A 23817-nucleotide genomic window follows, 5' to 3' on the forward strand; every position below is an offset into this window, starting at 1 on the left:
AAAACGTTTTCGTAAAGTTTGACCTTTCATCGAACAAAGGTTTCTTTTGAACAAATAAAAGCGACTTTTCAGCGTTTATTGATGAAATTTCCCCTATCAAATCTTTGCTAAATAAAAAACCAATAAATATTATGGCAAATAAACTTGTTGTTGTTTCAGATATGTGGGGAGCCAAAAAGGGGCTCTGGATAGCTTCTTATTTTGGGTATCTGCAGCAATATTTTGACATTACTTTTTACGATTGCCAGCAGTTGGGTGACATCGATGTGCCCATCTCCTCTGAAGAAAACATCCATAACGCATTTGTTAATGGAGGCATCGATGCGGCTGTTGCAAGTCTGTTACGAAAAGAAACCGAGCCAGCCCATTATCTGGCTTTTAGTACAGGAGGCACCATTGCCTGGAAAGCGGCACTGAAGGGTCTTCCAGTGAAATCACTGACTGCGCTGTCATCTACCAGGATACGGATGGAAGAACACGCTCCCAATGTGTTAATGAATCTTATGTTTGGCGAATGCGATAAACATAAACCCGATTTAAAATGGGCCATGCAATTGGGTGTCGACCTAAAAATCATTCCAAGTTTTGGACATCATCTATATACCGATGAAAAGATTATAGCGGATGTTTGTCTTGGACTTTTGCAAAAAGTCACCAAAAAAGTGGTTTAATCCCTTAGGATACGACCTTGAGTTTTTTGATGGTTTCGTAGCTAAGCTTTTCCTCGGCGTAGGCCTTGGTCACCTTAAACTCGCTTACATCGCTGCTTGGTAGTGTAAACATGGCATCGGTAAACACTGCTTCGCAAAGCGAACGTAGACCACGTGCTCCCAATTTGTACTCCACCGCTTTTTCTACAATATAGTTCAAAGCTTGCTCCGTAATGGTGAAGGTAATATCGTCCATTGCAAAGAGCTTTTCATACTGTTTTATGATGGCATTTTTTGGTTCTGTCAAGATTGCCCTGAGTGTTTTGGCGTCCAATGGATTCATGTGGGTTAGCACTGGAAGTCTTCCTATAATTTCAGGAATCAGTCCAAAATCTTTGAGATCTTTGGGTATAATATATTGAAGAATGTTTTCATTATCCAATCTGTCCTCTGCTTTGGAAGCACTATAACCTACAGCCTGCATGTTCAAACGCTTGGTAATTATACGTTCGATGCCATCAAATGCACCACCAGCAACAAATAGGATATTTTCTGTGTTGACCTCAATAAATTTTTGGTCCGGATGTTTTCGACCTCCCTTTGGGGGAACGTTGACCGTGGTGCCTTCCAGTAATTTTAGAAGTCCTTGTTGTACTCCTTCTCCGGATACGTCACGAGTAATAGATGGATTGTCACTTTTTCTGGCAATTTTATCAATCTCATCAATGAAGACGATACCTCTTTCTGCTTTTTCCAAGTTATAGTCAGCTGCTTGTAACAGTCGGGTAAGGATGCTTTCCACATCTTCACCTACATAACCTGCTTCGGTAAGTACCGTGGCATCCACAATGGCCAAAGGGACATTGAGCATTTTGGCAATGGTCTTGGCAATCAGGGTTTTTCCAGTTCCCGTTTGCCCAACCATAACAATGTTACTTTTTTGTATTTCAACATCATCATCTTTGCCTTTGGGTTGTAAAAGTCGTTTATAGTGGTTGTAAACGGCAACGGACATTACTTTCTTTGTTCTTTCTTGCCCAATAACGAAAGTGTCCAGAAAATCACAGATTTCAACTGGTTTTTTCAATACCAACTCAGAGGAGAGGTCTTGATTTTTCGATTGTTTGGACTCTTCGGCTACAATGCTATGGGCCTGCTCTATACATCTATCACAAATGTGTGCATCCAAACCAGCAATCAATAGATTGGTTTCTGGTTTTTTTCTACCACAAAAAGAGCATTCTAAGTTTTCCTTTGCCATATCAACTACTATATTCAACCACTAATAACGCAAAAAATGGGCATTTGGTTTATAAAGTGGCCCGTTTTTAGAGCATTTTGAAGGTCTTTAGGAGTTATCCCTTACTAAGATTTCATCAATCATACCGTATGCTTTGGCCTCTTCGGCCTTCATCCAGTAGTCACGGTCACTATCCTCGTAGACCTTGTCAAAAGTCTGTCCCGAGTGCTTTGATATGATTTGATAGAGTTCGTCTTTGATTTTCAATACTTCCTTCGCTGCAATTTCTATATCACTGGCTTGTCCCCTTGCTCCTGAAAGCGGTTGATGGATCATTACCCTTGAATGGGTCAATCCACTTCTTTTACCTTCATGCCCAGCACAAAGCAGCACCGCTGCCATAGAGGCGGCTATTCCAGTACAGATGGTTGCCACATTGGGTTTAATGAACTGCATGGTATCGTAAATACCCAAACCGGCATATACACTTCCGCCGGGGGAGTTAATATAAATCTGAATGTCCTTGGAGGCATCAGCACTTTCCAAAAACAGCAACTGTGCCTGTACAATATTGGCCACTTGGTCATTGATCCCGGTACCCAAAAAAATGATTCTGTCCATCATCAATCGAGAAAAAACATCCATCGCAATGGCATTCAGCTGTCTTTCTTCAATGATGTTTGGCGTCATGTTCGTGGGATATAGACTGCTTACTATTTGGTCGTAATGCATGCTATTGATTCCATGATGCTGGGTGGCGTATTTTTTGAATTCTTTTCCGTAATCCATAGGATTTTCTTCGTGTTATCTTAAAAAAAAGGTGCCGAAAAACTGGCTTTTCGGCACCGTAAAGATACTTATTTTTCTTTTAGCCAATGATTAGCTGTAGGCTTCCTTAACAAAGTTGTCATAGGTTACCTCTTTTACTTTAAGGTTGGCTTTCTCCTTATAAAGGTCCAACAACTTCTGGCTCATTAACTGTTCTGAGAGACGCTTTACTTCATCCTGGTTGCCCAAAACACGATTGGCAATATTTTCCAATTCCTGCTCCTCTGGATTTATGTGACCATATTGCGCCATTTGGGATTTGACAAAACCTTTGGCAAATTCCTTCAACTCCTCAAATTGTACTTGAAGATTGTTTTCCTTGATTATTTTTCCCTCTATAAGTTGATAACGAAGCCCTTTTTCAGATTTTTCAAATTCCTCTTTTGCTTCGTCATCGGTTAGCATTTTTTCTCCACTGATTTGAATCCACTTTCTTAAAAAATCTGCTGGAAGTTCAAACTTGGTGTCATCAATCAATCTTTCGGTAACGTCGTTCAGCAACTTTTGATCAGCCTGCTGTTCAAATTGTTTTTCAGAATCTTCCTTGATTCTTTCTTTCAATTCTTGTTCTGACTTCACATTGTCTTTTCCAAACAACTTATCGAACAATTCTTGGTCCAATGTGGCGGGTTGACGTTCGTTGATTTCCTCTACGATAAAGTTCACCTCAATGTTCAGCTTTTCAGCCTTTTCTCGGGAAATGCCCAATGCGCTGGAGAGCAGGTATTCTTCTTTGAAGAGTCCTTTGGTGGATAACGAAACGGTATCCCCTACTTTTTTTCCCACCAAGGCGTTTAGTGCCTTTTTACCTTTTATCTTACTGAGTTCAATAGTGGTTTTATTGTCTATTTCTTCTGCTTCATTGGTAAAAGTACCAGTGATCTCATCACCTTTCTCTACCTCCTTTTTCGACACCAATTTTCCGTATTGTTTCTGAATACGTTCCACTTGGTCATCAATCATTTTTTTGTCCGCTACAATCTTGTAATGTACAATGGGCTTTTTTGTTTTTAGACTTACATCAAAACTTGGAGCCAATCCCAATTCAAACTCAAAATCGAGATTTTCGTTTTCCCAATCGAAGTTTTCTTGTTGTCTAGGCAAGGGGTTGCCCAATACATCCAGTTTTTCTTCTGTTAGATATTTGTTGAGATTGTCTTGCAACAATTTATTCACCTCATCCACCAAAACGGCCTTGCCGTATTGTTTTTTAATGAGGCCCATAGGGACCTGCCCTTTTCTAAAACCGGGAATGTTGGCTTGTTTACGATAGTCCTTTAGGATGCTATCGACCTTATCTTGATAATCTTCTTTACTGATGGCAACTTTTACAACTGCATTAAGCTCATCAATCTGCTCTTTTGTAATATTCATCTACTAACGTGATTTGCTGTTCCGAAAATGGGTGGCAAAAGTAAGATATTTTTGGTTTGACGGCAACTTTTAAAGTGTTGAATGTCAATAAATACTTCTATTGGCCTTCTTTTAAAAGGGAGTGTAAAAAGGATTGTAAAAAAGAGAGTAGGAGACTGAATATTATGGCCCACCACACACTTGAAACTTCGAATCCTTGAATAAAATGCGCTGCAATGAGAATAATAATTGCATTGATTACCAGTAGAAATAACCCGAGCGTAATGATGGTAATCGGCAATGTTAATACAATCAAAATAGGTTTAACCAAAAAGTTGAGCAAGCTCAGGACTAAGGCAACAAGTATTGCGGTGACCATGGAGTCGACACCTACACCGGGCAAGAGGTAGGACAATATGATAACGGCCAATGCATTCAAAAGAAGTCGTAAAATGATTTTCATAAGATTTGCTTTAAACTTTTCTACATAAAAAAAGGCACCGAAACGGTGCCTATAAGATATAAAAATAAGTTAGTTTATTGAATATAAAGCCCAGTGTAATCTAATGGATTAACTCCGGGTAGGTTAGATCCAAACTTTGCATTGATGGCTGCCACAAATGCATTGGCTAAAATAGCATACCCTCTGGGTGCTGGGTGCACACCATCCAGTGAAAAACCCCCTCCTGTTGCGAAAGTGGCCGTTACCGTACTGCCATCAGTTTGTGGGAAACCAGTTGTCTTTAATTCGTTTAAGAGTGCATTGGCATCCACCAAAGCCAAATCGTATGCTCCAGCCAAGGTCTCTATGGTTTGGTTATAGGCATTTAATGCTGTTTCCACAGCTTCTTGTTCTTCTGGAGTCAAAACCCACTGGTCAGCCAAGGGAATGGCTACCCCATTTATCGAAGTAGGATCCGCTGGGTTGGCCAAAGTGCCAATAAAATTTCTTGAAGTCAATACCATCAAGTCTTCAGCTGTGGCCTGTCTCATATTGATCAATCCCGGGTCAACACCTGTCAAGTCTGTCAAGTCTTCGTCCAATAGTACTACGGCATTGGTATCGCCGGCCGAAAATGAAATTGTTCTTTTGGAAACTTCGTCAGCATCTATGAGCATGAAACTCTGAGCAAGCAATAAACCTTGATTATATGCCTCATAAGCACCATTTAAAAGAGCTGCGGTTGCTGCATCCAGAGGAACTGGGTTATGGGGCACTGTATTGAAATAGGGGATATCCGTTACGTTGGGCAGATTGGCAATAACACCTTCGGCACCATTGGCCGTCATGGCCTGTAAAATACCATCCAAAGAACCTGCAAATACATTAGGATCGGTAATATCGTTTCTAGAATAGGTAGCAGGATTCAAATTTCCTGTTTGGTCAACACCGTCACCTCCATTAGTGGCATACAATAAAATATCATTCGCACCTGCCCATAATGAGAAAAAAGTAGGGTTTTGAGCCACGGCATCACCAACAACCGTTGCAGATTCTGAAGAAGAAAATCTTGCAAAATAAGGATTGGCCGTTCCCATTGCCACTCCGGCCACGCTGCCATAGCCAGGGGCCAATAGCTCATAGCTTTTTGCGCCGGGCACTCCCATATTATTGAATGGGCCTGCAAGTTTTGTTGAAACTTCAGTTGTTCCTTGTCCCTCTACTGGAGTGGGAGATGGGCCATCTGGCAAAAAGGCCAAGAAAAACCTGTTCTCGGAAATTGGGTTACCTCCGAGGGTCAATCCACCTAAGTTGTCCGCCATAAAAGGGATTTCGAAACTTCCTCCACCGGCCAGCGCAAAATTTGAGGCCAGCATGTTTGGAAGTGAAGCCTCCTGGCCATCTATAAATAGGGCATTGTCGGAGAATCCAGCAGTGAGGGAGTTACCAACTGCCACATAATTGGAAAAATTTGCGGTTCCGGAAGTATATACTATGGGGTCTGGGTCTGGGGTATCAACAGGTGTGTCGTCCTCGCTGCACGCAACAAAGAGAGCGCCCACAAAAAGAAATAAGGCATAGAACTTTTTCATATCCAAAATCCGTTAGAGTTAGTTTAAGTTAAATTTATGGTTATATCTGAATTAACCAAAACTATGTCAAATTTGTTATACAGCCAATAAAATGCCCAAAAAAATTATGCATGCATAATAAAAAGGGATGATTTTTATGAATTTAAAAACTGTAACGTTTTCTTAAAGAACTGATTTGGATTTTCGGCATGAAGCCAATGCCCGGCATTATCCACGGTTTCCAAGGCTGCATTGGGAAAGTTTTTTATTATTATCTGAAAATCATTTGGCATGATATATTCAGATCTGTCACCCCTTATAAAAAGAGTTGGTCCATGATAAGTAGCAGTGGAATCAATGTTTTCCCCGATTTCTTCTATTTTGTTTTTCAATACGTCAAGATTAAACCGGAATCCAAGCGTGCTTTTGTCCTTCCAATAAAGATTTTTCAGCAGAAATTGCCGTATTCCAAAATCAGATAGATGTTTTGAAAGTTGTTTGTCGGCTTCTTTTCGGCTGGTAATGTGATTAAAATCAAGTTGGATCAGTGCATCAATAATATGTTGGTGGTGGGGTGGGTAAAACTTGGGTGCAATATCCGCTACCAAAAGTTTCGATACTATTTCTGGGTTGGAAATAGCCAATTGCATGGCCGTTTTGCCTCCCATGGAATGCCCCAATACATTTATTTCATCAAGATGGTGGTGTTTTATATAATTCACGACATCCTGGCATAATATGACATAGTCAAAGTCTGGTGAGTGAAAACTTTTGCCGTGATTGCGTTGGTCTAGCAGATGTACTTCAAAACCTTGTTCAGCATATTTGCTTCCCAGTGTTTTCCAGTTGTCGGACATCCCTAAAAAACCATGCAAAATAAGCAATGGCTTTCCTGTGCCCATAATCTTTGAATGCAATATTTCCATTATTTTAATCGGTGTAAATACATGCTGACAACATTTTCCAATCCTAAATAAATGGACTCGCAGATAAGTGCATGACCTATGGATACCTCTAGCAGATGAGGGATACGTTCTTTAAAAAATCTGATATTTTCAAGATTCAAATCATGGCCTGCGTTTATACCTAGTCCAAGTTCGTGAGCTATCTTGGCTGCATCGACATAAGGCTGGATTCCCTTTTCGGCCTCACCCGCTGCAAACATTTTAGCGTAGCTTTCCGTGTAGAGCTCTATGTGATCTGTTCCCGTATCGGCCGCCCCTTTAACCATGGTTACCTCTGGATCTACAAAGATGGACGTGCGAATTCCATGTTGTTTAAAAGTTTTAATGACATCCGCCAAAAAGTCTTTGTTCTTATGGGTATCCCACCCTGCATTGGAGGTAATGGCATCCTCCGCGTCGGGTACCAAGGTTACCTGGGTTGGTTTTACCTCGAGGACCAAATCGATGAATTTCGGAATGGGATTGCCCTCTATATTGAGTTCTGTAGTCACCACCTTTTTAAGGTCATGGGCATCTTTATAACGTATGTGTCGCTCATCCGGTCTAGGATGAATGGTGATGCCCTGTGCACCGAACGCTTCGATATCCTGCGCAGCAGTAATTAAATTAGGTTGGTTGCCACCACGTGAATTTCGCAAGGTGGCCAGTTTGTTGATATTGACACTCAACTTTGTCATAGAGTCCTTTTTAGCGTGTCAAAAATAAGAATTAGGCACACCTTTTGCGATTTAAAATTAGTATTTTGCACCCAATAGGAAAATCATGCAGATTCACGATCAAATTTTAACCACTATTCCCATTTTTGAGGTCTCCGAGACCTTGGAAGAAGTAATACGTTTTTTTGAAGAGACTACGTTCTCGCATGTAGGTGTTACCGAAAATGGAATTTACATAGGGTTGCTCTCCGAAAACGATTTGGCCTGCTACGAACCAGATAAAAAGATTGAGGATTTTCGATATGAGTTGGAAACTTTCTATGTGGGTAAGGAAACCTCCTGGTTGGACGTTTTGGAAATGTTCGCAAGAAATGAAGCCAACGTGTTACCTATTTTGGATGACGATCATATAATAATAGGATATTACGACTTAGAGGATATCGTGGGCATGTTCATTGATACTCCTTTTTTTAGGGAACCTGGTGCAATTTTGGTGGTTTCTACAGGAATAAAGGATTATTCTTTCAGTGAAATAGCCCAAATAGTAGAGAGCAACAACGCTCGTCTTTTGGGAGCATTCATTACAGATTCCATGAATGATGTTGTTCAAATCACACTAAAAATAGGGACCCAAAACCTTAACGAGGTGGCACAGACCTTTAGAAGATACAACTATACTATTGTGTTCGGAAATAGTGACGATCAGTTTTTAGAGGACTTGAAACAGCGATCAGACTATTTGGAAAAATACCTTAACGTGTAGCATGAAGATTGCCATTTACGGTCAAGCAATTCAGGAAGAAGATCTCATCTACTTGAAAGATTTGTTGGAGGAACTTCATCAAATTGAATCCACAATTTTTTTTGAGAAAAAGTTTGCGAAAGAAATTTCCAAACATTTTCGGGGAATGGACTACGGGACATTCACGCAAGACAATGGACTGAATGCTTCCTTTGATATTTTTGTCAGTTTTGGTGGCGACGGGACCATGCTTCGAGCCGTTACTTACATAAAGGATTTGGGTATACCCATTGTAGGGGTAAATACCGGTAGATTGGGTTTTCTTTCTACCTTCAAAAAAGAGGACGTCCGCAAGGTGGTATCTGAATTCGTTGCAGGTCGTTACACCGTCGAGGAAAGAACCTTGCTGGAAGTTGAGCTCAACGAGGATATAGATGAAATTGGAGATATGAATTTTGCCCTTAACGAGATAACCGTGAGCCGAAAGGACACTACTTCGATGATCACGGTGGAAACGTATTTGAACGATGAATATCTCACCTCATATTGGGCCGATGGACTTATTATCTCCACACCTACTGGATCTACAGGTTATTCCTTGAGCTGTGGTGGACCTGTTATTGCGCCCAATGCAAGAGCCTTGGTCCTTACTCCGATTGCTCCGCACAACCTAAACGCTCGTCCTTTGGTCATTGACGATGGCACGCAAATACGTCTTAAGGTTTCAGGTAGGGAACATACACATCTTGTTTCGTTGGATTCAAGAATAGCCAATATCCCCAATGGGAAGGAAATCAAGGTAAAAAAATCCGATTTTACTATTAAAATGATTGAGTATAAGTCTGAAAGCTTCCTGAAAACACTTCGCAACAAATTGCTCTGGGGTGAAGACAAACGGAATTGAGCCCTTTTAAAAACAATAAAAAAGGCTAAAAACTGTTTATCAAAGGAGAACATGAATAACCAGAAATCTATAGATCTTCCTTTACTCTTAACATGCGTAATTTTTTGGATAGTATGAGAATAGTTTTGGCTATTTTTCTTTGCTGTGTGGTAAAGGTAAGTGCACAGACCTATGAGGTTGGTGTTTTTGCAGGAGGGGCCAATGTGATTGGAGATGTGGGCCGCACGAATTATATTTTGCCTTCAGGACCGGCATTTGGCGGTATATTTAAATGGAACAAAAGCAAAAGATACGCTTGGCGGGCAAGTATTTTATACGGAGATTTCACCGCAGACGATTCAAAATCAGGCAAATCTTCACGACAACAGCGTGATTATGTGGTTGAAAATTCGGTGCTCGAAGCCTCATTGGGGTTGGAATTCAACTTTGTTGAATATAATCTGCATAAACTAGGACCAGCCTTTACCCCTTATCTTTACACGGGATTGACCTATTTTAGATACGATTTTAACTACATTGATGCCCTTCAGGTGCAGGATATTAACCAAAAAGAAGGTAGTTTTGCAATTCCAATGACGGTTGGGGCAAAGTATCGGTTAAACCAATACCTGATTCTTGGTGCCGAGATTGGGGCCAGATATACGTTTACGGACAATTTGGATGCTAGCAATCCTGAAGGTTCCAATTTTGAGCAGTTTAGATTCGGAAATATATTGAGCGATGACTGGTACGTCTTTTCGGGTTTTACATTAACGTATACCTTTGGACGCAAGCCCTGCCAGGATTGTTTTCAATAACATGCATACGCTAGAAGACCTAAACAAAGATAAACTTCCCAAACATGTGGCCATTATCATGGACGGCAATGGCAGATGGGCCAAAGAGAGGGGTAAGCTTCGCGTTTTTGGGCACGAAAATGGTGTTGAAGCGGTAAGGAACACCGTTGAGAGCTGCGCCAAGCTGGAAATTCAGTTTTTAACCTTATATGCTTTTTCCACAGAAAACTGGAACCGTCCAAAAGTCGAAATTCAGACTTTGATGCGATTATTGGTGGCCTCGCTACGGAAAGAAATGAAGACCTTGAGCAAGAACAACATAAGGTTGAGGGCCATCGGCAAAATAGATTCCCTTCCATCCAAAGCACAAAAAGAACTTTCTGAGGTTATTTCAAAAACATCCAACAACACGGGGATGACCCTTACATTGGCCTTAAGTTACGGGTCTAGGGAAGAAATTAAATCAGCAGTAACAGCGATTGCGACCAAAGTTAAAAATAATATAATTTCACCTGAAAATATTGACGAAACCGTTATAAATACTCATCTTTACACGCATTTTATGCCAGATGTGGACTTGCTTATCCGAACCAGTGGGGAACGTAGGATAAGCAATTTTTTACTTTGGCAGATAGCATACGCTGAATTATATTTTATTGATGTATTTTGGCCCGATTTTAGAGAGCATCATTTGGTAGAGGCAATATTAAGTTACCAAAATAGAGAACGACGATTTGGAAAAACTAGCGAACAACTTAACTAAAGGTATAAAATACTTCATCCGACCATACTTAGCACTACTGATTCCCCTGTTGCTTTTCACTGTTCAAACTTTTGCTCAGGACACTTCCTTTGAGGATGGAAAACGCTATATATTGGGTGGTCTGGAAGTAACAGGCCTTCAAAGCTATAACGAACAAACCGTAAAGACGTATACTGGTCTTAGGGTCGGTCAGCCTATTACAGTACCTGGTGATGAAATTAGTGCAGTAATCAAAAAGTTGTGGAGCCTTGAGCTTTTCAGCAATGTGGAAATGTACTATACAAAAATAGAAGGGGATGAGATATTTTTGGAACTAAGCATTTTGGAGCGTCCTACCTTGACCAACGTTACTGTTTACGGTGTAAAGAAGCGTAAGGTTGAAGACATTATTAACGATACCGACCTTAAAAAAGGAAAAAAGATTACTGAAAGTTTAATCACCAATACCAAAAACTACCTTCAGAATAAATACAAGAAACAGGGTTTCCTGAACGCTAGGGTGAACATTGCCACTACGGCAGATACTTCGGCGACCAATGCTCAGAGCATGGTGATCAATGTCAAGAAAGGGGATAAGGTCAAAATACGGAAAATCGTATTTGAAGGAAACGAAAAGCTGTCTGATAAGCGGCTTCGCAAGTCTTTAAAGAAAACCAAAAAGAAGAAGTTTTACCGTTTTTGGAAAAAATCAAAATACATAGAAGAAGACTATAGGGAAGACCTTAACAGTCTGGTGGACGCCTATGCTGAAAAAGGTTACAGAGATGCCCGTATTTTAATGGATACGTTTACCAAAGTGGACGAAAACAATATCGATCTTAAGATAAAGGTAGAAGAAGGGAACAAATATTACTTTGGAGAAATCAACTTTGTGGGCAACTCGGTCTATACCGATAGGCAATTGAGTCAAGTGTTAGGTATTCGAAAAGGGCAGACGTACAATGGTGTATTGTTGAAAGAACGCATTGCAGACGACTCCAAACCCGATGCCCAAGACTTGACCAATTTGTATCAGAACAATGGGTACCTTTTCTCAAGCATTAATCCAGTTGAGATTTCGGCAGCTAATGACACGATTGATTTTGAAATACGAATCATAGAAGGAAAAGAAACCTTTTTAGATCATGTTACGGTGGTTGGAAACGACAAGACCAACGACCATGTAATTTTTAGGGAACTAAGAACTAGACCCGGACAGAAGTATAGTAAAGACAACCTGGTACGTAGTATTCGGGAATTGGGGCAATTGGGTTTCTTTGATGCCGAACAGATTGTTCCAGATATTCAAAACCCCGATCCCAATGCCGGTACCGTGGACATAAAATACAGCCTTGTGGAAGCCGGTTCCAGCCAGATAGAACTTCAAGGAGGTTTTGGCGGCGGCGGTTTTATCGGTACTTTGGGACTTTCATTCAGTAACTTCTCCCTGAAGAACATTTTCAACGGAGAAGCTTACAAACCTGTTCCCATGGGAGACGGGCAGACTTTTGCCCTCCGTTTGCAGGCCAGTAGAACATTTCGTGTTTACAGTCTAAACTTTGCCGAACCTTGGTTAGGCGGCAAGAAACCAGTGCGATTCAACCTATCCCTCTCACGTACCCAGCAATTTGCCACCAATTTTGACAATAGTGGTAGGTTGGATGTGGACCGTAGCAGGGGTTTTGCCATTACTGGTGTTTCAGCTGGTTTGGCCAAAAGAGTACAATGGCCTGATGATTTCTTTACCGTATCCCATTCCTTGAGTTACCAGTTGTACGATTTTGATAATTTCAACAATGGACTTTTCAATTTTGGAAATGGTAGCTCCAATTCTTTGAGCTATACCTTTGGAATATCAAGAAATTCGCAGGGACCGAGTAGAATCTTCCCATTGAGCGGCTCCAACTTTGAGCTAACGGCAAAATTCACCCCTCCCTATTCACTTTTTGGTTCAAAGGACTTCAAGCAATTGAGGGAGGATATTGATTCTACCACAGAACGACTTTTTGAAATAGGGCCCAACCCAGCAAATATAGAGGAGCAGTTGGAATTCGAACAGTTGAGTGATGATTTGGAAAGGCTGGAAGAGGAACGATTTAAGCTTTTGGAATTCTATAAGATTAAATTTCGTGGCGACTGGTACACCAATTTAGTTGACAAATTGGTATTGCGTACCAATGCCGAGTTTGGTTTTTTGGGAAGCTATAACCAAGATATAGGAAATGTACCTTTTGAAAGGTTTTTCGTCGGTGGTGATGGGCTAGGGAACTTCACCTTGGATGGTAGGGATGTAATTCAGCTGAGAGGTTATGAAAACAGCTCACTAACCCCGTTCAGCTTAAATCCAATTACCAATAGAGTAGAACAGGACGGTGGTACCATCTACAACAAGTTCTCATTGGAGTTGCGTTATCCATTGACCCTGAAACCATCAGCATCCATTTATGCACTTTCATTTTTGGAGGCAGGAAACGCATTCAACAATTTTAACGACTTTAATCCGTTTGAATTAAAAAGATCTGCCGGAGTGGGGCTACGTATATTTATGCCGGCATTCGGACTCTTGGGGATTGATTTTGGTTATGGCTTTGATTCAGATGCCAGACCGCAATCAACAGGACCAAGCGGCTGGCAAACGCACTTCATTATCGGACAGCAATTTTAATCAAAGAAAATTTGTGTTTTAGTAATTTATAAATAACTCATTTTAAATTAATTAGTTATTTTGGCACGATATTTTCTATACAAAATGCGGAACCAAAAATGAGTACCAAAGTTCTTTTGACAATAGCTGTTTTAATGTCATCGCTATATGGATTCTCCCAACGTGGTGTTCGGATAGGTTATGTGGATATGGAATACATTCTGGAAAATGTTGAGGAATATAGAGAAGCCACGGAACAGCTGAACAGAAAGGCCGAAAAATGGAAACAGGAAATTGAGCTCAAACAAAGTACTGTTGAGCAAATGAAGAAAGACCTTTCGGCAGAAAAGGTGTTGCTTACCGATGAGCTAATAGCTGAGCGTGAGGAGGAAATTCAAATTTTGGAGACTGAAATGCTGAAATACCAACAAGACCGTTTCGGCCCTCAAGGGGATTTGGTCCTGCAAAAACAGCTATTGATACAGCCCATACAGGACCAAGTGTTTAACGAGGTACAAAAAATCGGCGGTAATAAAAGATATGATTTTATTTTCGATAAATCGGCAGATGTTGTAATGTTGTACTCCGAAAAAAGACATGACATCAGTGATTTGGTTTTGAGGGAAATAGGACGTACCAGAAAGGTAAGCGCTTCCAACAAAAAGGCCAAGGAAAAGAGTCGACTGGACAAGTTCAAGCAGGAAGAGGAAGCCACAGATGAACAAATCAGTGAGGCCCTTAAAGAAAGACAAGCGAAAGCTGAAGAAAATAGAGAGACCAAGGCCAAGGCAGCTGAAGACCGGAGAACCGAGCAACTAAGACTAAGGGAAGAACGAAAAAAGGCCTACGAGGCAAGAAGAAAAAAATTATTGGAAGAGCGCGAGGCCAAACGTAAAGAGAAATTGGAAGAACGGAAAAAAGCGCAGGAACAGACAAAAGATTCAATACAACAATAAATATTGAAACACTAAAATTAACATTCAAAATAGTAACTTAGAATCATGAAAAATGTAAAGAAGATTGCTGTAGCCCTAGTTTTATTTGTAGCAGCTACGGGGTTTGTAAATGCACAGAGCAAGGTTGCCCACATCAATGTGCAACAATTGTTATCTGAAATGCCGGAGATGAAATCAGCACAGGCAGAACTGAAAAAACTGCAAGAAACGTATAGGGCAGACATTGAGAGTTCCATGACGGAACTTAGAAATAAGTACACCCAATACTCCAATGAAGCCACTTCAAAGTCCGAGGAGGAAAATCAAAAAAGGGCAGTGGAACTCCAAGGGTTCGAAAAAAACATTCAGGAAGCTGAGCAGGCAGCAATGCAAGAAATGCAAAAAAAGCAACAAGAACTTTTTGCACCCATATCCGATAAGGCAAAAGCAGCCATAGAAAAGGTGGCCGCTGCACAAGGGTTCGATTATGTAATCGACGCCAGCCCAGGATTGAGCCTTATCGTGGCTAAAGGAAAAGACCTTTTACCTTCCGTAAAACAAGAATTGGGTTTTTAAAAGCTACGTTACACCAAATTTTGAAGACCGCTTTGCCCTTTGGACAAAGCGGTTTTTTTATTTCAACTTAGCTGCTATTTTTGGACATGCATGAACCCATAGGTATTTTTGATTCTGGAGTTGGGGGTACATCCATTTGGAAGGAAATCGTTAAAAAACTTCCCTATGAAGATACCGTGTACTTGGCTGATAGTGCCAATGCCCCCTATGGTGGCAAAACGGAGAAGGAAATTCTTGCCCTGAGTATCAAGAATACCGAGCTGCTGCTTACAAAAAACTGTAAGATTATCGTAGTCGCATGTAATACCGCCACTACGAATGCCATTGCACAGTTAAGGGCCAACTATAACATACCTTTTATCGGTATTGAACCAGCAATTAAGCCCGCAGCACTTCAAACAAAGACCAAAAAAGTGGGTGTATTGGCCACCAAGGGAACACTTTCCAGTAGTTTGTTCCATAACACATCCAAACTGTTTGCGCAAGGAATAACCATCATCGAACGTGAAGGAAAAGGGTTGGTTGAACTTATTGAAGCCGGGCAAACCGATTCAAAAGCCATGCAAAACCTACTCGCGGAATACATTGATCCTATGTTGGAGCAAAACATAGATAGCCTCGTTTTGGGATGTACGCACTATCCCTATTTAATACCTGTACTAAAGAAAATGCTTCCGGGTGATATCAAAATTATCGATTCAGGTGAAGCGGTGGCGAGACAGACCTATGCCGTACTTAAAAAAGAAGGGCTGTTGTCTGATAGAAAAGGAACCCCAACCCACATTTTTTACAGTAACTCGAATACCGCGGTACTTGAAAATCTTGTACAAAGTCCCAATTCCGAGATTTTTTCTATGGATTTCTAAAGGCTATTTCCGCTTGTAGGTAAGGAACGTAAAGTCATGATTGTGTTTATCATCCTTCAGATGATGGGCCTCCTTGACCAAAGTCCATTGGGTCTCATCAATTTCGGGAAAAAAAGTATCGGCTTCAAAAGAAGTATGAATTCTCGTTAACTCAATATTGGTGGCATGGGCCATGGCCTGACTGTAGATTTCACCACCACCAATAATAAAAGCCGCCTCATTTTCTTCGACCAAATCCAGGGCTGCCCCAAGAGAATGTACCACTGTACATGGAAATTTGGGAACATAATTCCTGTCACGTGTTATAACGATATGTTCCCTTTGGGGAAGAGGCTTGGGAAAACTCTCCAAGGTTTTTCGGCCCATAATGATTTTATGGCCAGAAGTCAAGGCCTTAAACCGTTTGAAATCATCGGGAAGATGCCATGGAAGGTCATTGTCCTTACCCAAGGCATTGTTCTCTCCAGCCGCGGCAATAATAATGAGTTTCTTCAAGGTTCTTTTTTTTTATTGACCTTGGACAACGGAAAATCCGTTTCAATCTCCTTTTGTATTTCAGAAATACGCTCTTTTTGCTTGGCTACAAGGCGTTCCCGCTGCTGACGTTCCCACTCCTGACCCATGAACTTCTGGGTAACGAACACATTAAAGGCGTGTACCACTAGCAAAAAGGCCCAGATTAAAATCGCCCACAAAAACCAATCATAAGACTCACCATACTTGAAGATTTTGTTGATTAAGATCAAGAAAACGCTCCCAATCAAAAAAATGACCAAATGGGAGAACACTCGCTTTTTCTGCTTGATGCGTTTTTGGGCATTTTCCAGCAGTTCGTGTTGTTCAAGATTAATGGAGCGCTCTTTCTTTTTTCCGAAGGACAACATGGAATGGCTATCTTTAATAACAAATATAGTTGAATTGATTCCAATAGTTGTTCAATGCAAAATTTAAGAAAGAAATTTCCGGTTCTCCAACAATGCATTTATGCAAACACTGCTGCCACAGGTCTTTTAAGTGAAGATTTGATGGAATGGCGGCAAGGGCATGATTTGGACTACTTGATAGGAGGTAGCGAGGTAAAGATGAAGAATTTTGAAAAAATTCCAGATATCCGAAGTACCGTAGGTGATTTTTTTCATTGTCATCCTGATGATGTAGCCTTGGTTCCCAATTTCAGTATGGGACTCAATATTATTTTGGAAGGACTCCCGAAAAACCAAAAAGCATTACTACTGAAAGAGGATTACCCCTCCCTGAACTGGCCTTTCGAGTCGAGAAATTTTAAAAGGGAATATGTGGAAATAGACCATCGATTGGAAGAGCGTATTTACGACAAAGTTGCTGGTGGAGCGATTGATGTTTTGGCATTGAGTGTGGTACAGTGGGTCAATGGAATAAAGATAGACCTGGAATTTCTCAAGAAGCTAAAAAAAGACTTTCCCAACCTCATGTTAATTGCAGACGGCACCCAATTTTGTGGCACGGAACCCTTTAATTTTGGGAACTCGGGAATCGATATATTGGGCAGCAGTGGCTATAAATGGCTCTTGGCGGGATTTGGCAACGGTTTTTTTCTGGTCAAGGATGAGGTTAAAAACAGGTTCGACCTAAAGTTTACCGGATATGGTTCCGTAGCTGGAGATTTAAGCAAAAGAGAAAATATTCCGTTTTGCAGGCACCTGGAACCAGGTCATTTGGCTTCATTAAATTTTGGCAGTCTCAGCTTTGGCCTGGACTTCCTGAATGAAATAGGTGTTAAACACATACAGGCACAACTGAGTCGATTGTCCAAAAAATCAATAGAACAATTTTCTGCTTTGGGACTTTTGGAAGAGGCAGTGGTGCAACGGAAACAGCACAGTACCATTTTTAATGTTAGTGGAGACAAAGCATTATTTCATCAATTGAGAGACAAAGAGGTGGTCTGCTCTCTTCGTGGAAAGGGAATTCGGCTGAGTTTTCACTTCTATAATACCGAAGATGAGATTGAGACCATTGCGAAAATACTGAAAGCCAACAGCGCAAAATTGTGATTTGGAAAAAAATACTTCTCAATATTAATAAGGTAACCCTATTGTTAGGATTATTTTATCAATATGATAAATCGAGCTTAACTTATTGTAAATAAGAGGTTTTATATTTTGTTTTGCCTTAAAATCTAAAAGAGCTGAAACCATGGCAATAAAAAAACAATACCTAAAGAGCAAGCCGGTATGTAAAGTTACATTTACCGTGCCAGCAGAAGAAGCAAAGAAAGTAGCTGTTGTTGGCGATTTCAACAACTGGAACCCAAAAGGCAGTATGCTAAAGAAATTAAAGAACGGAACTTTTAAAGGCACTTTTGACCTTCCAAAAGAAAACACTTTCGAGTTCCGATATATTGTAGACGGTAACTACATTAATGATGAAGCCGCCGATCGTTACCAATGGAACGATTATGCGGGTACTGAGAATGCCGTTATTGAATTGTAAACATTAAAAAATCGCCATTGGGGCTTATTCCTCAATGGCGACTCCTTTCCAAAAGGCGACGTGTCCTTTGATGGACTTGGCCAATTCGCTTGTCTCTGGATAGTACCAGGCGGCATCAGGGTTTTCTTTTCCATCCACGTCTAGGGAATAATACGATGCCATACCTTTCCATGGACAGGTGGTATGGGTGTCGCTCGACTTGAAGTATTCTTTTTTGATGCTTTCCGGAGGAAAGTAGTGGTTGTTTTCAATGACAACGGTATTATCACTTTCCGCAATTACAGTATTGTTCCAAATGGCTTTCATAGCTTATTTCTTAAAAACATAGTTTTTATAATTTTCCTGATGGTCAGAGAAAGAGGTCACAATCTTTAATCCTGACTTTTCGGCCAACCATTCCACTACCTCATCATCATACTTTTGTGAAATTTCCGTGTGAATGGTCTCCCAGCGTTTCAGTTGCACTTCCAGTTCCAAGCTTTCAATGTAAACGGTTTGGTCTACATTGGAGACCAAATAACTCTTTGCCGTTCCCGTTTCGGGGTCATAGACTTCCCAGTGTAAAAAATTATCTACCTCGAAATTACCGCCCATTTCCTTATTGATGCGCACCAAGATGTTCTTGTTGAAAGCTTCCGTAATACCTGTCTTGTCGTTATAGGCATCCAAAATGGTCTGGGGATGCTTTTTTTGGTCAAAACCCATGAAAATCAAATCATCTTTATTGATTGCGTCCTTCATGTTTTGCAAAAAATCAACAGCCACGGGATGCAATAAGTTTCCAATATTGGATCCTAAAAACAGGATAACCTTCCTTCGTCCATTTGTTTCACCAATATTCTTTAGGGTTTCAAAGTAGGTTCCTTGCAGTGGGTGAATGGTAATATTGGGAATTTCGCTTTTGAGGGATTGTGTGAGCTGGTGCAGCGCGTTATGGCTGATGTCAATGGGGCGATAATCAAACGGGATATTTTGGTTTATCAAGTGCTCTAGCAATATTTTGGTCTTTTTCCCATCTCCTGCACCCAATTCAAATAGGCTAAAGGGTTCTTCATTATTGGTAAAGAGCGATACAATTTCTTCCTTATGGATCTCAAGAATATCAAATTCGCAATTGGTAAGATAATATTCAGGCATCGCCATGATGTCCTGAAAAAGTTTATCCCCTACTTCATCATAAAAATACTTGGAGGATAAATGTTTGGGATAATTTGTTAGCCCTTCATATACTTCTTGCTCAAAAGCTGAGGTAAAAACCGGAATCTTTTCGTTTTGCATAAAAACTGTGTCGTAATTATTTGGCCAACCTTATCCCGGTAAATTGCCATCGTAATTGAGGGTGAAAAAAGTTTCTGTACGTGTGTCTTGTGTGTTTGGATGGTGTGGCAACAGAACTACCACGGAGCACTTTTTGGTTCACCATGAATTTTCCGTTGTATTCGCCAAGGGCCCCATCAACTTTTTGGTAATTGGGGTAGGGTAGGTATGCACTTTCGGTCCACTCCCAACGTTTGCCCCATGAAAAATAGGCTTGCGCCACCTCCCATTCAAATTCTGTGGGTAATCTATTACCTTTCCACTGCGCATAGGCAAAGGCTTCAAAATAGGAAATGTGGGTCACCGGAGCTGCGGAATCAACTTGTTGTAAACCTTGGGCAGTGTAGTGATGCCAAGAGCCATCAACCTTGTGCCAATATAGTGGTGCCGAAACTCTATTCTGGTTTACCCAATCCCAACCTTCGGCATGCCAAATAGCAAAGCGTTCATAGCCACCAGCTTCAATAAATTGAACGTATTCCCCATTGGTGACCAGCTTATTGGAAATAGAAAATGGCTGTAGGTAAACTTTATGTCGACCCAATTCGTTATCATAGCAAAAGTCTTCAGAATCATGTCCTATTTCATATATTCCCGCTTCAATCGATATCCAATCTTGTTCGTGTGATTCCAATGGGTGGTCCTCGAAAGATTTGGAATATTCCGGTAACAACGGGTTATTGCCCAAAATGTATTTAATGTCCGTCAGCAACAGCTCCTGGTGCTGTTTCTCATGATGTATTCCTATTTCAAGTAAACCGTTCAAAGTGTCATTTTGGTTTTCCAAAAACATTTTTTTGATGCCCTCTGTCACGTAATTTCGGTATTCATACACTTTTTTTACAGAAGGTCTTGATAAATTGCCTCGGTCTGAACGGACCACGCGCTTTCCTACTGTTTCGTAATAGCTATTGAAAACAAAGGAGAAATCCACATTAAATTCCTTGTAGTTTTCCGTATGGGGTTTAAGGATAAATTCCTCAAAAAACCAAGTGGTGTGTCCCAAATGCCATTTGGGAGGACTAACGTCCACAATGGGTTGAACTACATAGTCCTCAATCTCCAAGGGTTCACAAATAGCTTCAGTATGGGAACGGGTTTCCAGAAAGAAATCCAGCAATGAATCGGTTATTATCATAGTAGGTTTTTACTCCTTTAAAGATAAGGAATAATAGTTTTGTCATAGAGTCTGTTCAAACGTTAAGGTGCACGACCTTTGTATATAAATAGCTCTTCAAGTATTTGTTACTTTGTACTCATGGAAGTCACATTGAGCACTGGAATTGTCATTTTTGGAGTCTCCATAACCGTTTTTGTATTTACACTCCTAGTACGAAAATCAACCAAAACCAAGGGTAACCTCTATCTTGCTGCTTGGCTTCTATTGGTTGTTTTACATCTATTGTTTCTGGGAGCTGGCTTTCAAAACCATTTGGATAAATTACCTTTGGTTACCGCGTTTGGCAATGCCCTTCCATTGCTTCACATTTTTCTTGTTTCGCTCTATATACGGGAAGTGTACCAGAAAGCGTCCACAAGGCTGGTTGTAATCTATTGTCTTACTTTTTTGGGGTATGTTCTGCTTTTCTTTACCATGGGCAAATTGGGCTATACCCGCCAAGTCGGTTTGTTGATTGTGTATTCCAATCACGCTCCTTTATGGACTTATCTGGTAACCACTTCCTTCATTCCCATATTTGCAGCACTTACTCTTGTCTTGTTCAATAAGATAAAGGGCTATCGGTTCAAAATAAAAACCCTGTATTCTGATGGAATACGCACCAATGTGGATTGGCTTAATTATTGGTTGACCTCCTACTTGATGGCGTCGCTTTTGATAATAGGTTCGATTTTTTTGGGAGACATGGAAATTATGGTGATTGAAAGCTCTTTTTTGATTGTCTGTGCGGTACTGACCTTGCAGGTGTTTATGGTCGGTCAAATAGGTGCCGCAAGAAATTTTTCCTTTCCAGAAATGGGCGCAATGAAAAAATATGCAGCCTCAGGACTAAAGGAACAGGACAAGGAAAAGCTCAAGAGAAAGCTGACCACCTATTTTGAGTCGGAGAAACCATATCTGGACCCAGAACTCAATCTTATGGACCTAGCTGAAGCATTGCAACTTCCCGCCTATCAAATATCACAGCTGATCAATGAAACAATGGAATCCTCATTCTTCGATCTGATAAACAGGTATCGTATTGATGAATTCAAAATGAGATTGGCCAATCCAGATAATTCCCATTTAACCATTTTTGGGGTTGCTCAGGATAGTGGTTTCAATTCAAAATCTGGCTTTTACAAGGTTTTTAAGAAAGTAACAGGGAAGTCTCCCAACGAATACAGGCAATCCATTATCTAGTCCACACCTAGCGGGGTAGACCTGTAACAGTATTTTTATCTTTTATTTTGGCGAAAACTATATAATGAAAGCTCAGTTTCTACGAATTATCCTCTTATCAGCAGGTGCTTGGTCTATATTACAGGTTGGCCATGAAATTATAGGGCATGGGTTTATGGTCATCATGGTTGGTGGAGAAGTACTTTCTGTAGACGGGATGTATTTGAACCATAATCTTGAGGATGTCAGTGATTTGGGTCTCCGATGGGTAAAGGCCGGTGGTTCCCTTTTCAATATAGTATGGGCCATCGGGGCATTTTTACTGCTAAGGTCAAGAACGTTTAAAAATTATACCACCAATTATTTCTTATGGGTCTCGGTGGCATTAAACCTTATGCAATCGGGTTCCTATATTGGCTTTGGGCGCTACATCAGCAAGGGGATGGACTGGTCCATGATTTTGGAAGGAATACAAAACCGAATGCTTTGGGAATTTATGGAGACCTTTGGAGGACTCTTGCTTTTAACTTTTGGGGTTTGGGTCGCTGTACGATACGGCAAGTGGTTCATGGGTTGGGGAACTATAAGTTCGTCCAAAATACTGTACTGGGTTCCCTTGTTCACATCCACGGTGTTGTCGGTTGTGTCCTCAGTCTTGATTCCAACCACCGACCGATTTATGATGCTTATGGGGGGTATTGGCAACGGATTCACTTTTTTATTCCCTCTTTTTGTTTTAGGATTCTTCAGTACGAAAAAGGAGATGAAATCCCCTAGTTTCGTGGATACCAAGAATTTGGTATTACAACTTTTTTTAATGGGGATGGTTGTTTTTTACTTGCTGGTCATGAGTCCGGGAATCGAATTCAATGGAAGATAGAAGAGAAATCTAATGTTTTAGTGATTTTGATTCTTGTTTCATCACTTCTTCTAATTCTAGGGAGTTCCAATTTGTGTTCTTGTCAACAAAATCCTTGATAAGCGCTATATGGCTGGCACCCAATAGTACCATTACCCGTTGGTCATCAGCCCTGGTTCCCTTTTGAATCAAAGACCACATATACAAATTTCTACGATACCATTCCGCTGTAAGATAGGGTCCAATAAAGTTATCTGAGTTCCCAACCAGAAGCGGTATTTCGGTATGGAATAGGTTACTTATCTGCCTATCCTGCTCCGAATTAAGATGGTAGGTAAGATCCAATAAGGATATCCCTTGCTCAATTTTCTCGTCAAAATCCCTGCTGAAACTTTCGATTCCCTTTAGGATTACGTTTTGTAAATCCGTTTGCCCGGAGGTTGCCACAACCGTCATCAAACTGTCAAAGGGAAATTCAGTGTTTCTGTAATCAATAGCTTTTACCGACTTCAATCCTGATTTTTTCGCCGCACGAAAAGCCAATTGAAAGATTTCATTCTTCAAGTAAAAGTCGGAAAGGCTATCGTTTGTAAAGTATTTATTGTCCAAATACAGTTGGTATAACGAATCGAGCTTTTCCTGCTCGTCGTAGGGCCATTCCACAAAAATTTGATTTGGGTCAAAAGCCTTTATCTTTTGAGTGATTGTTTCCAGTTCAGTCTGGGACTTTTCAGATAATATGTCAAAACTTTTGGTTTTTGCTACGTCAGCGCCAGGGTTGTGGTAGTGAAAGGTGCCAATAAGCAAAGCTTGCTTTGTTGATGTTTTGGAATTGGATTCCTGCGCAGTTATATGAATTGAAAACACAAAAAGAACAATTGAAAGAGAGATACCCCATTTTTGAGCCATGGCAAAAGGTTTAATGTTTTAAGAAAGAT

26 protein-coding genes are annotated in these 23817 nt (G+C 40.6%); 13 read left to right on the forward strand and 13 right to left on the reverse strand.

Going from position 1 to position 23817, the window contains the following annotated elements:
• The first annotated feature begins 131 nt into the window (after window positions 1-131).
• Window positions 132-671: an alpha/beta fold hydrolase gene (locus GTQ34_RS10140; RefSeq protein ID WP_166523695.1), complete on the forward strand. Its 540-nt coding sequence runs from the start codon at window positions 132-134 to the stop codon at window positions 669-671.
• 4 nt (window positions 672-675) lie between these two features.
• Here GTQ34_RS10140 and clpX read toward each other — a convergent pair whose 3' ends face one another.
• From clpX to GTQ34_RS10175, 7 genes are all read right to left on the reverse strand, one after another.
• Entirely contained in the window at window positions 676-1911 is a 1236-nt protein-coding gene (clpX, locus tag GTQ34_RS10145; protein WP_166523696.1) for an ATP-dependent Clp protease ATP-binding subunit ClpX, read from the reverse strand.
• Between the two features lie 87 nt (window positions 1912-1998).
• Window positions 1999-2679, reverse strand: a complete 681-nt coding sequence (gene clpP, locus GTQ34_RS10150; RefSeq protein WP_166523697.1) for an ATP-dependent Clp endopeptidase proteolytic subunit ClpP — start codon at window positions 2677-2679, stop codon at window positions 1999-2001.
• Between the two features lie 90 nt (window positions 2680-2769).
• Window positions 2770-4092 carry a trigger factor gene (tig, locus tag GTQ34_RS10155; protein ID WP_166523698.1) on the reverse strand — a complete coding sequence of 441 codons (1323 nt, stop codon included), beginning with the start codon at window positions 4090-4092 and terminating at the stop codon, window positions 2770-2772.
• A gap of 97 nt (window positions 4093-4189) precedes the next feature.
• A complete protein-coding gene (locus GTQ34_RS10160; protein ID WP_166523699.1) occupies window positions 4190-4534 on the reverse strand; it encodes a phage holin family protein in 345 nt (114 codons plus the stop codon).
• 74 nt (window positions 4535-4608) lie between these two features.
• The gene (locus GTQ34_RS10165) at window positions 4609-6105 is read right to left on the reverse strand and encodes an SGNH/GDSL hydrolase family protein (RefSeq protein ID WP_166523700.1); all 1497 of its coding nucleotides are present in this window, start codon (window positions 6103-6105) and stop codon (window positions 4609-4611) included.
• Between the two features lie 134 nt (window positions 6106-6239).
• Window positions 6240-7010, reverse strand: coding sequence for an alpha/beta fold hydrolase (locus GTQ34_RS10170; protein ID WP_166523701.1), 771 nt, complete (start codon window positions 7008-7010; stop codon window positions 6240-6242).
• Entirely contained in the window at window positions 7010-7726 is a 717-nt protein-coding gene (locus GTQ34_RS10175; protein WP_166523702.1) for a pyridoxine 5'-phosphate synthase, read from the reverse strand. The genes GTQ34_RS10170 and GTQ34_RS10175 overlap by 1 nt, the downstream gene beginning before the upstream one ends.
• An 85-nt stretch (window positions 7727-7811) precedes the next feature.
• Between GTQ34_RS10175 and GTQ34_RS10180 the strand changes: the two genes are divergently transcribed.
• From GTQ34_RS10180 to murI, 8 genes are all read left to right on the forward strand, one after another.
• A complete protein-coding gene (locus GTQ34_RS10180) occupies window positions 7812-8468 on the forward strand; it encodes a CBS domain-containing protein (protein WP_166523703.1) in 657 nt (218 codons plus the stop codon).
• Window position 8469: 1 nt separating this feature from the next.
• Complete coding sequence (locus GTQ34_RS10185; protein WP_166523704.1) at window positions 8470-9351, forward strand: NAD kinase; 882 nt, start codon at window positions 8470-8472, stop codon at window positions 9349-9351.
• 113 nt (window positions 9352-9464) lie between these two features.
• Entirely contained in the window at window positions 9465-10148 is a 684-nt protein-coding gene (gene porG / locus GTQ34_RS10190; protein ID WP_166523705.1) for a type IX secretion system protein PorG, read from the forward strand.
• Between the two features lies 1 nt (window position 10149).
• Complete coding sequence (locus tag GTQ34_RS10195; RefSeq protein WP_166523706.1) at window positions 10150-10890, forward strand: isoprenyl transferase; 741 nt, start codon at window positions 10150-10152, stop codon at window positions 10888-10890.
• A complete protein-coding gene (locus GTQ34_RS10200; RefSeq protein ID WP_166523707.1) occupies window positions 10862-13534 on the forward strand; it encodes a BamA/OMP85 family outer membrane protein in 2673 nt (890 codons plus the stop codon). The genes GTQ34_RS10195 and GTQ34_RS10200 overlap by 29 nt, the downstream gene beginning before the upstream one ends.
• Before the next feature lie 98 nt (window positions 13535-13632).
• Window positions 13633-14469 carry an OmpH/Skp family outer membrane protein gene (locus tag GTQ34_RS10205; protein ID WP_166523708.1) on the forward strand — a complete coding sequence of 279 codons (837 nt, stop codon included), beginning with the start codon at window positions 13633-13635 and terminating at the stop codon, window positions 14467-14469.
• A gap of 45 nt (window positions 14470-14514) precedes the next feature.
• Window positions 14515-15024 (forward strand): OmpH/Skp family outer membrane protein, encoded by a 510-nt coding sequence (locus GTQ34_RS10210; protein WP_166523709.1) that lies wholly within the window; start codon window positions 14515-14517, stop codon window positions 15022-15024.
• Window positions 15025-15110: 86 nt separating this feature from the next.
• Window positions 15111-15890 (forward strand): glutamate racemase, encoded by a 780-nt coding sequence (murI, locus tag GTQ34_RS10215; RefSeq protein ID WP_166523710.1) that lies wholly within the window; start codon window positions 15111-15113, stop codon window positions 15888-15890.
• Window positions 15891-15893: 3 nt separating this feature from the next.
• Here murI and GTQ34_RS10220 read toward each other — a convergent pair whose 3' ends face one another.
• Window positions 15894-16385: a dihydrofolate reductase gene (locus GTQ34_RS10220; RefSeq protein ID WP_166523711.1), complete on the reverse strand. Its 492-nt coding sequence runs from the start codon at window positions 16383-16385 to the stop codon at window positions 15894-15896.
• On the reverse strand, window positions 16382-16774 hold the full coding sequence (locus GTQ34_RS10225; protein WP_166523712.1) for a 2TM domain-containing protein: 393 nt from the start codon (window positions 16772-16774) through the stop codon (window positions 16382-16384). The genes GTQ34_RS10220 and GTQ34_RS10225 overlap by 4 nt, the downstream gene beginning before the upstream one ends.
• 54 nt (window positions 16775-16828) lie before the next feature.
• Here GTQ34_RS10225 and GTQ34_RS10230 point away from each other — a divergent pair, with 54 nt between their 5' ends.
• The gene (locus GTQ34_RS10230; RefSeq protein WP_166523713.1) at window positions 16829-17923 is read left to right on the forward strand and encodes an aminotransferase class V-fold PLP-dependent enzyme; all 1095 of its coding nucleotides are present in this window, start codon (window positions 16829-16831) and stop codon (window positions 17921-17923) included.
• A 142-nt stretch (window positions 17924-18065) separates the two neighbouring features.
• The gene (locus tag GTQ34_RS10235) at window positions 18066-18362 is read left to right on the forward strand and encodes an isoamylase early set domain-containing protein (RefSeq protein WP_166523714.1); all 297 of its coding nucleotides are present in this window, start codon (window positions 18066-18068) and stop codon (window positions 18360-18362) included.
• A gap of 24 nt (window positions 18363-18386) precedes the next feature.
• Here the strand turns inward: GTQ34_RS10235 and GTQ34_RS10240 are convergent, their stop codons facing one another.
• The 3 genes from GTQ34_RS10240 to egtB are packed head-to-tail and all read right to left on the reverse strand — an operon-like array spanning window position 18387 to window position 20817.
• Complete coding sequence (locus GTQ34_RS10240) at window positions 18387-18668, reverse strand: DUF427 domain-containing protein (protein ID WP_166523715.1); 282 nt, start codon at window positions 18666-18668, stop codon at window positions 18387-18389.
• A 3-nt stretch (window positions 18669-18671) separates the two neighbouring features.
• Window positions 18672-19640: an L-histidine N(alpha)-methyltransferase gene (gene egtD, locus GTQ34_RS10245; protein WP_166523716.1), complete on the reverse strand. Its 969-nt coding sequence runs from the start codon at window positions 19638-19640 to the stop codon at window positions 18672-18674.
• Between the two features lie 16 nt (window positions 19641-19656).
• Window positions 19657-20817: an ergothioneine biosynthesis protein EgtB gene (gene egtB / locus GTQ34_RS10250; RefSeq protein ID WP_166523717.1), complete on the reverse strand. Its 1161-nt coding sequence runs from the start codon at window positions 20815-20817 to the stop codon at window positions 19657-19659.
• Window positions 20818-20937: 120 nt separating this feature from the next.
• Here egtB and GTQ34_RS10255 point away from each other — a divergent pair, with 120 nt between their 5' ends.
• Window positions 20938-22041, forward strand: coding sequence for a helix-turn-helix domain-containing protein (locus GTQ34_RS10255; protein ID WP_166523718.1), 1104 nt, complete (start codon window positions 20938-20940; stop codon window positions 22039-22041).
• Window positions 22042-22105: 64 nt separating this feature from the next.
• Window positions 22106-22900 carry a hypothetical protein gene (locus GTQ34_RS10260; protein ID WP_166523719.1) on the forward strand — a complete coding sequence of 265 codons (795 nt, stop codon included), beginning with the start codon at window positions 22106-22108 and terminating at the stop codon, window positions 22898-22900.
• A 9-nt stretch (window positions 22901-22909) separates the two neighbouring features.
• Here GTQ34_RS10260 and GTQ34_RS10265 read toward each other — a convergent pair whose 3' ends face one another.
• Window positions 22910-23788: a DUF5694 domain-containing protein gene (locus GTQ34_RS10265; RefSeq protein ID WP_166523720.1), complete on the reverse strand. Its 879-nt coding sequence runs from the start codon at window positions 23786-23788 to the stop codon at window positions 22910-22912.
• Window positions 23789-23817: the final 29 nt, after the last annotated feature.

Origin of the sequence: Flagellimonas ochracea, assembly GCF_009903685.1 — a bacterium.
In the GTDB taxonomy this organism is placed as follows: domain Bacteria; phylum Bacteroidota; class Bacteroidia; order Flavobacteriales; family Flavobacteriaceae; genus Flagellimonas; species Flagellimonas ochracea.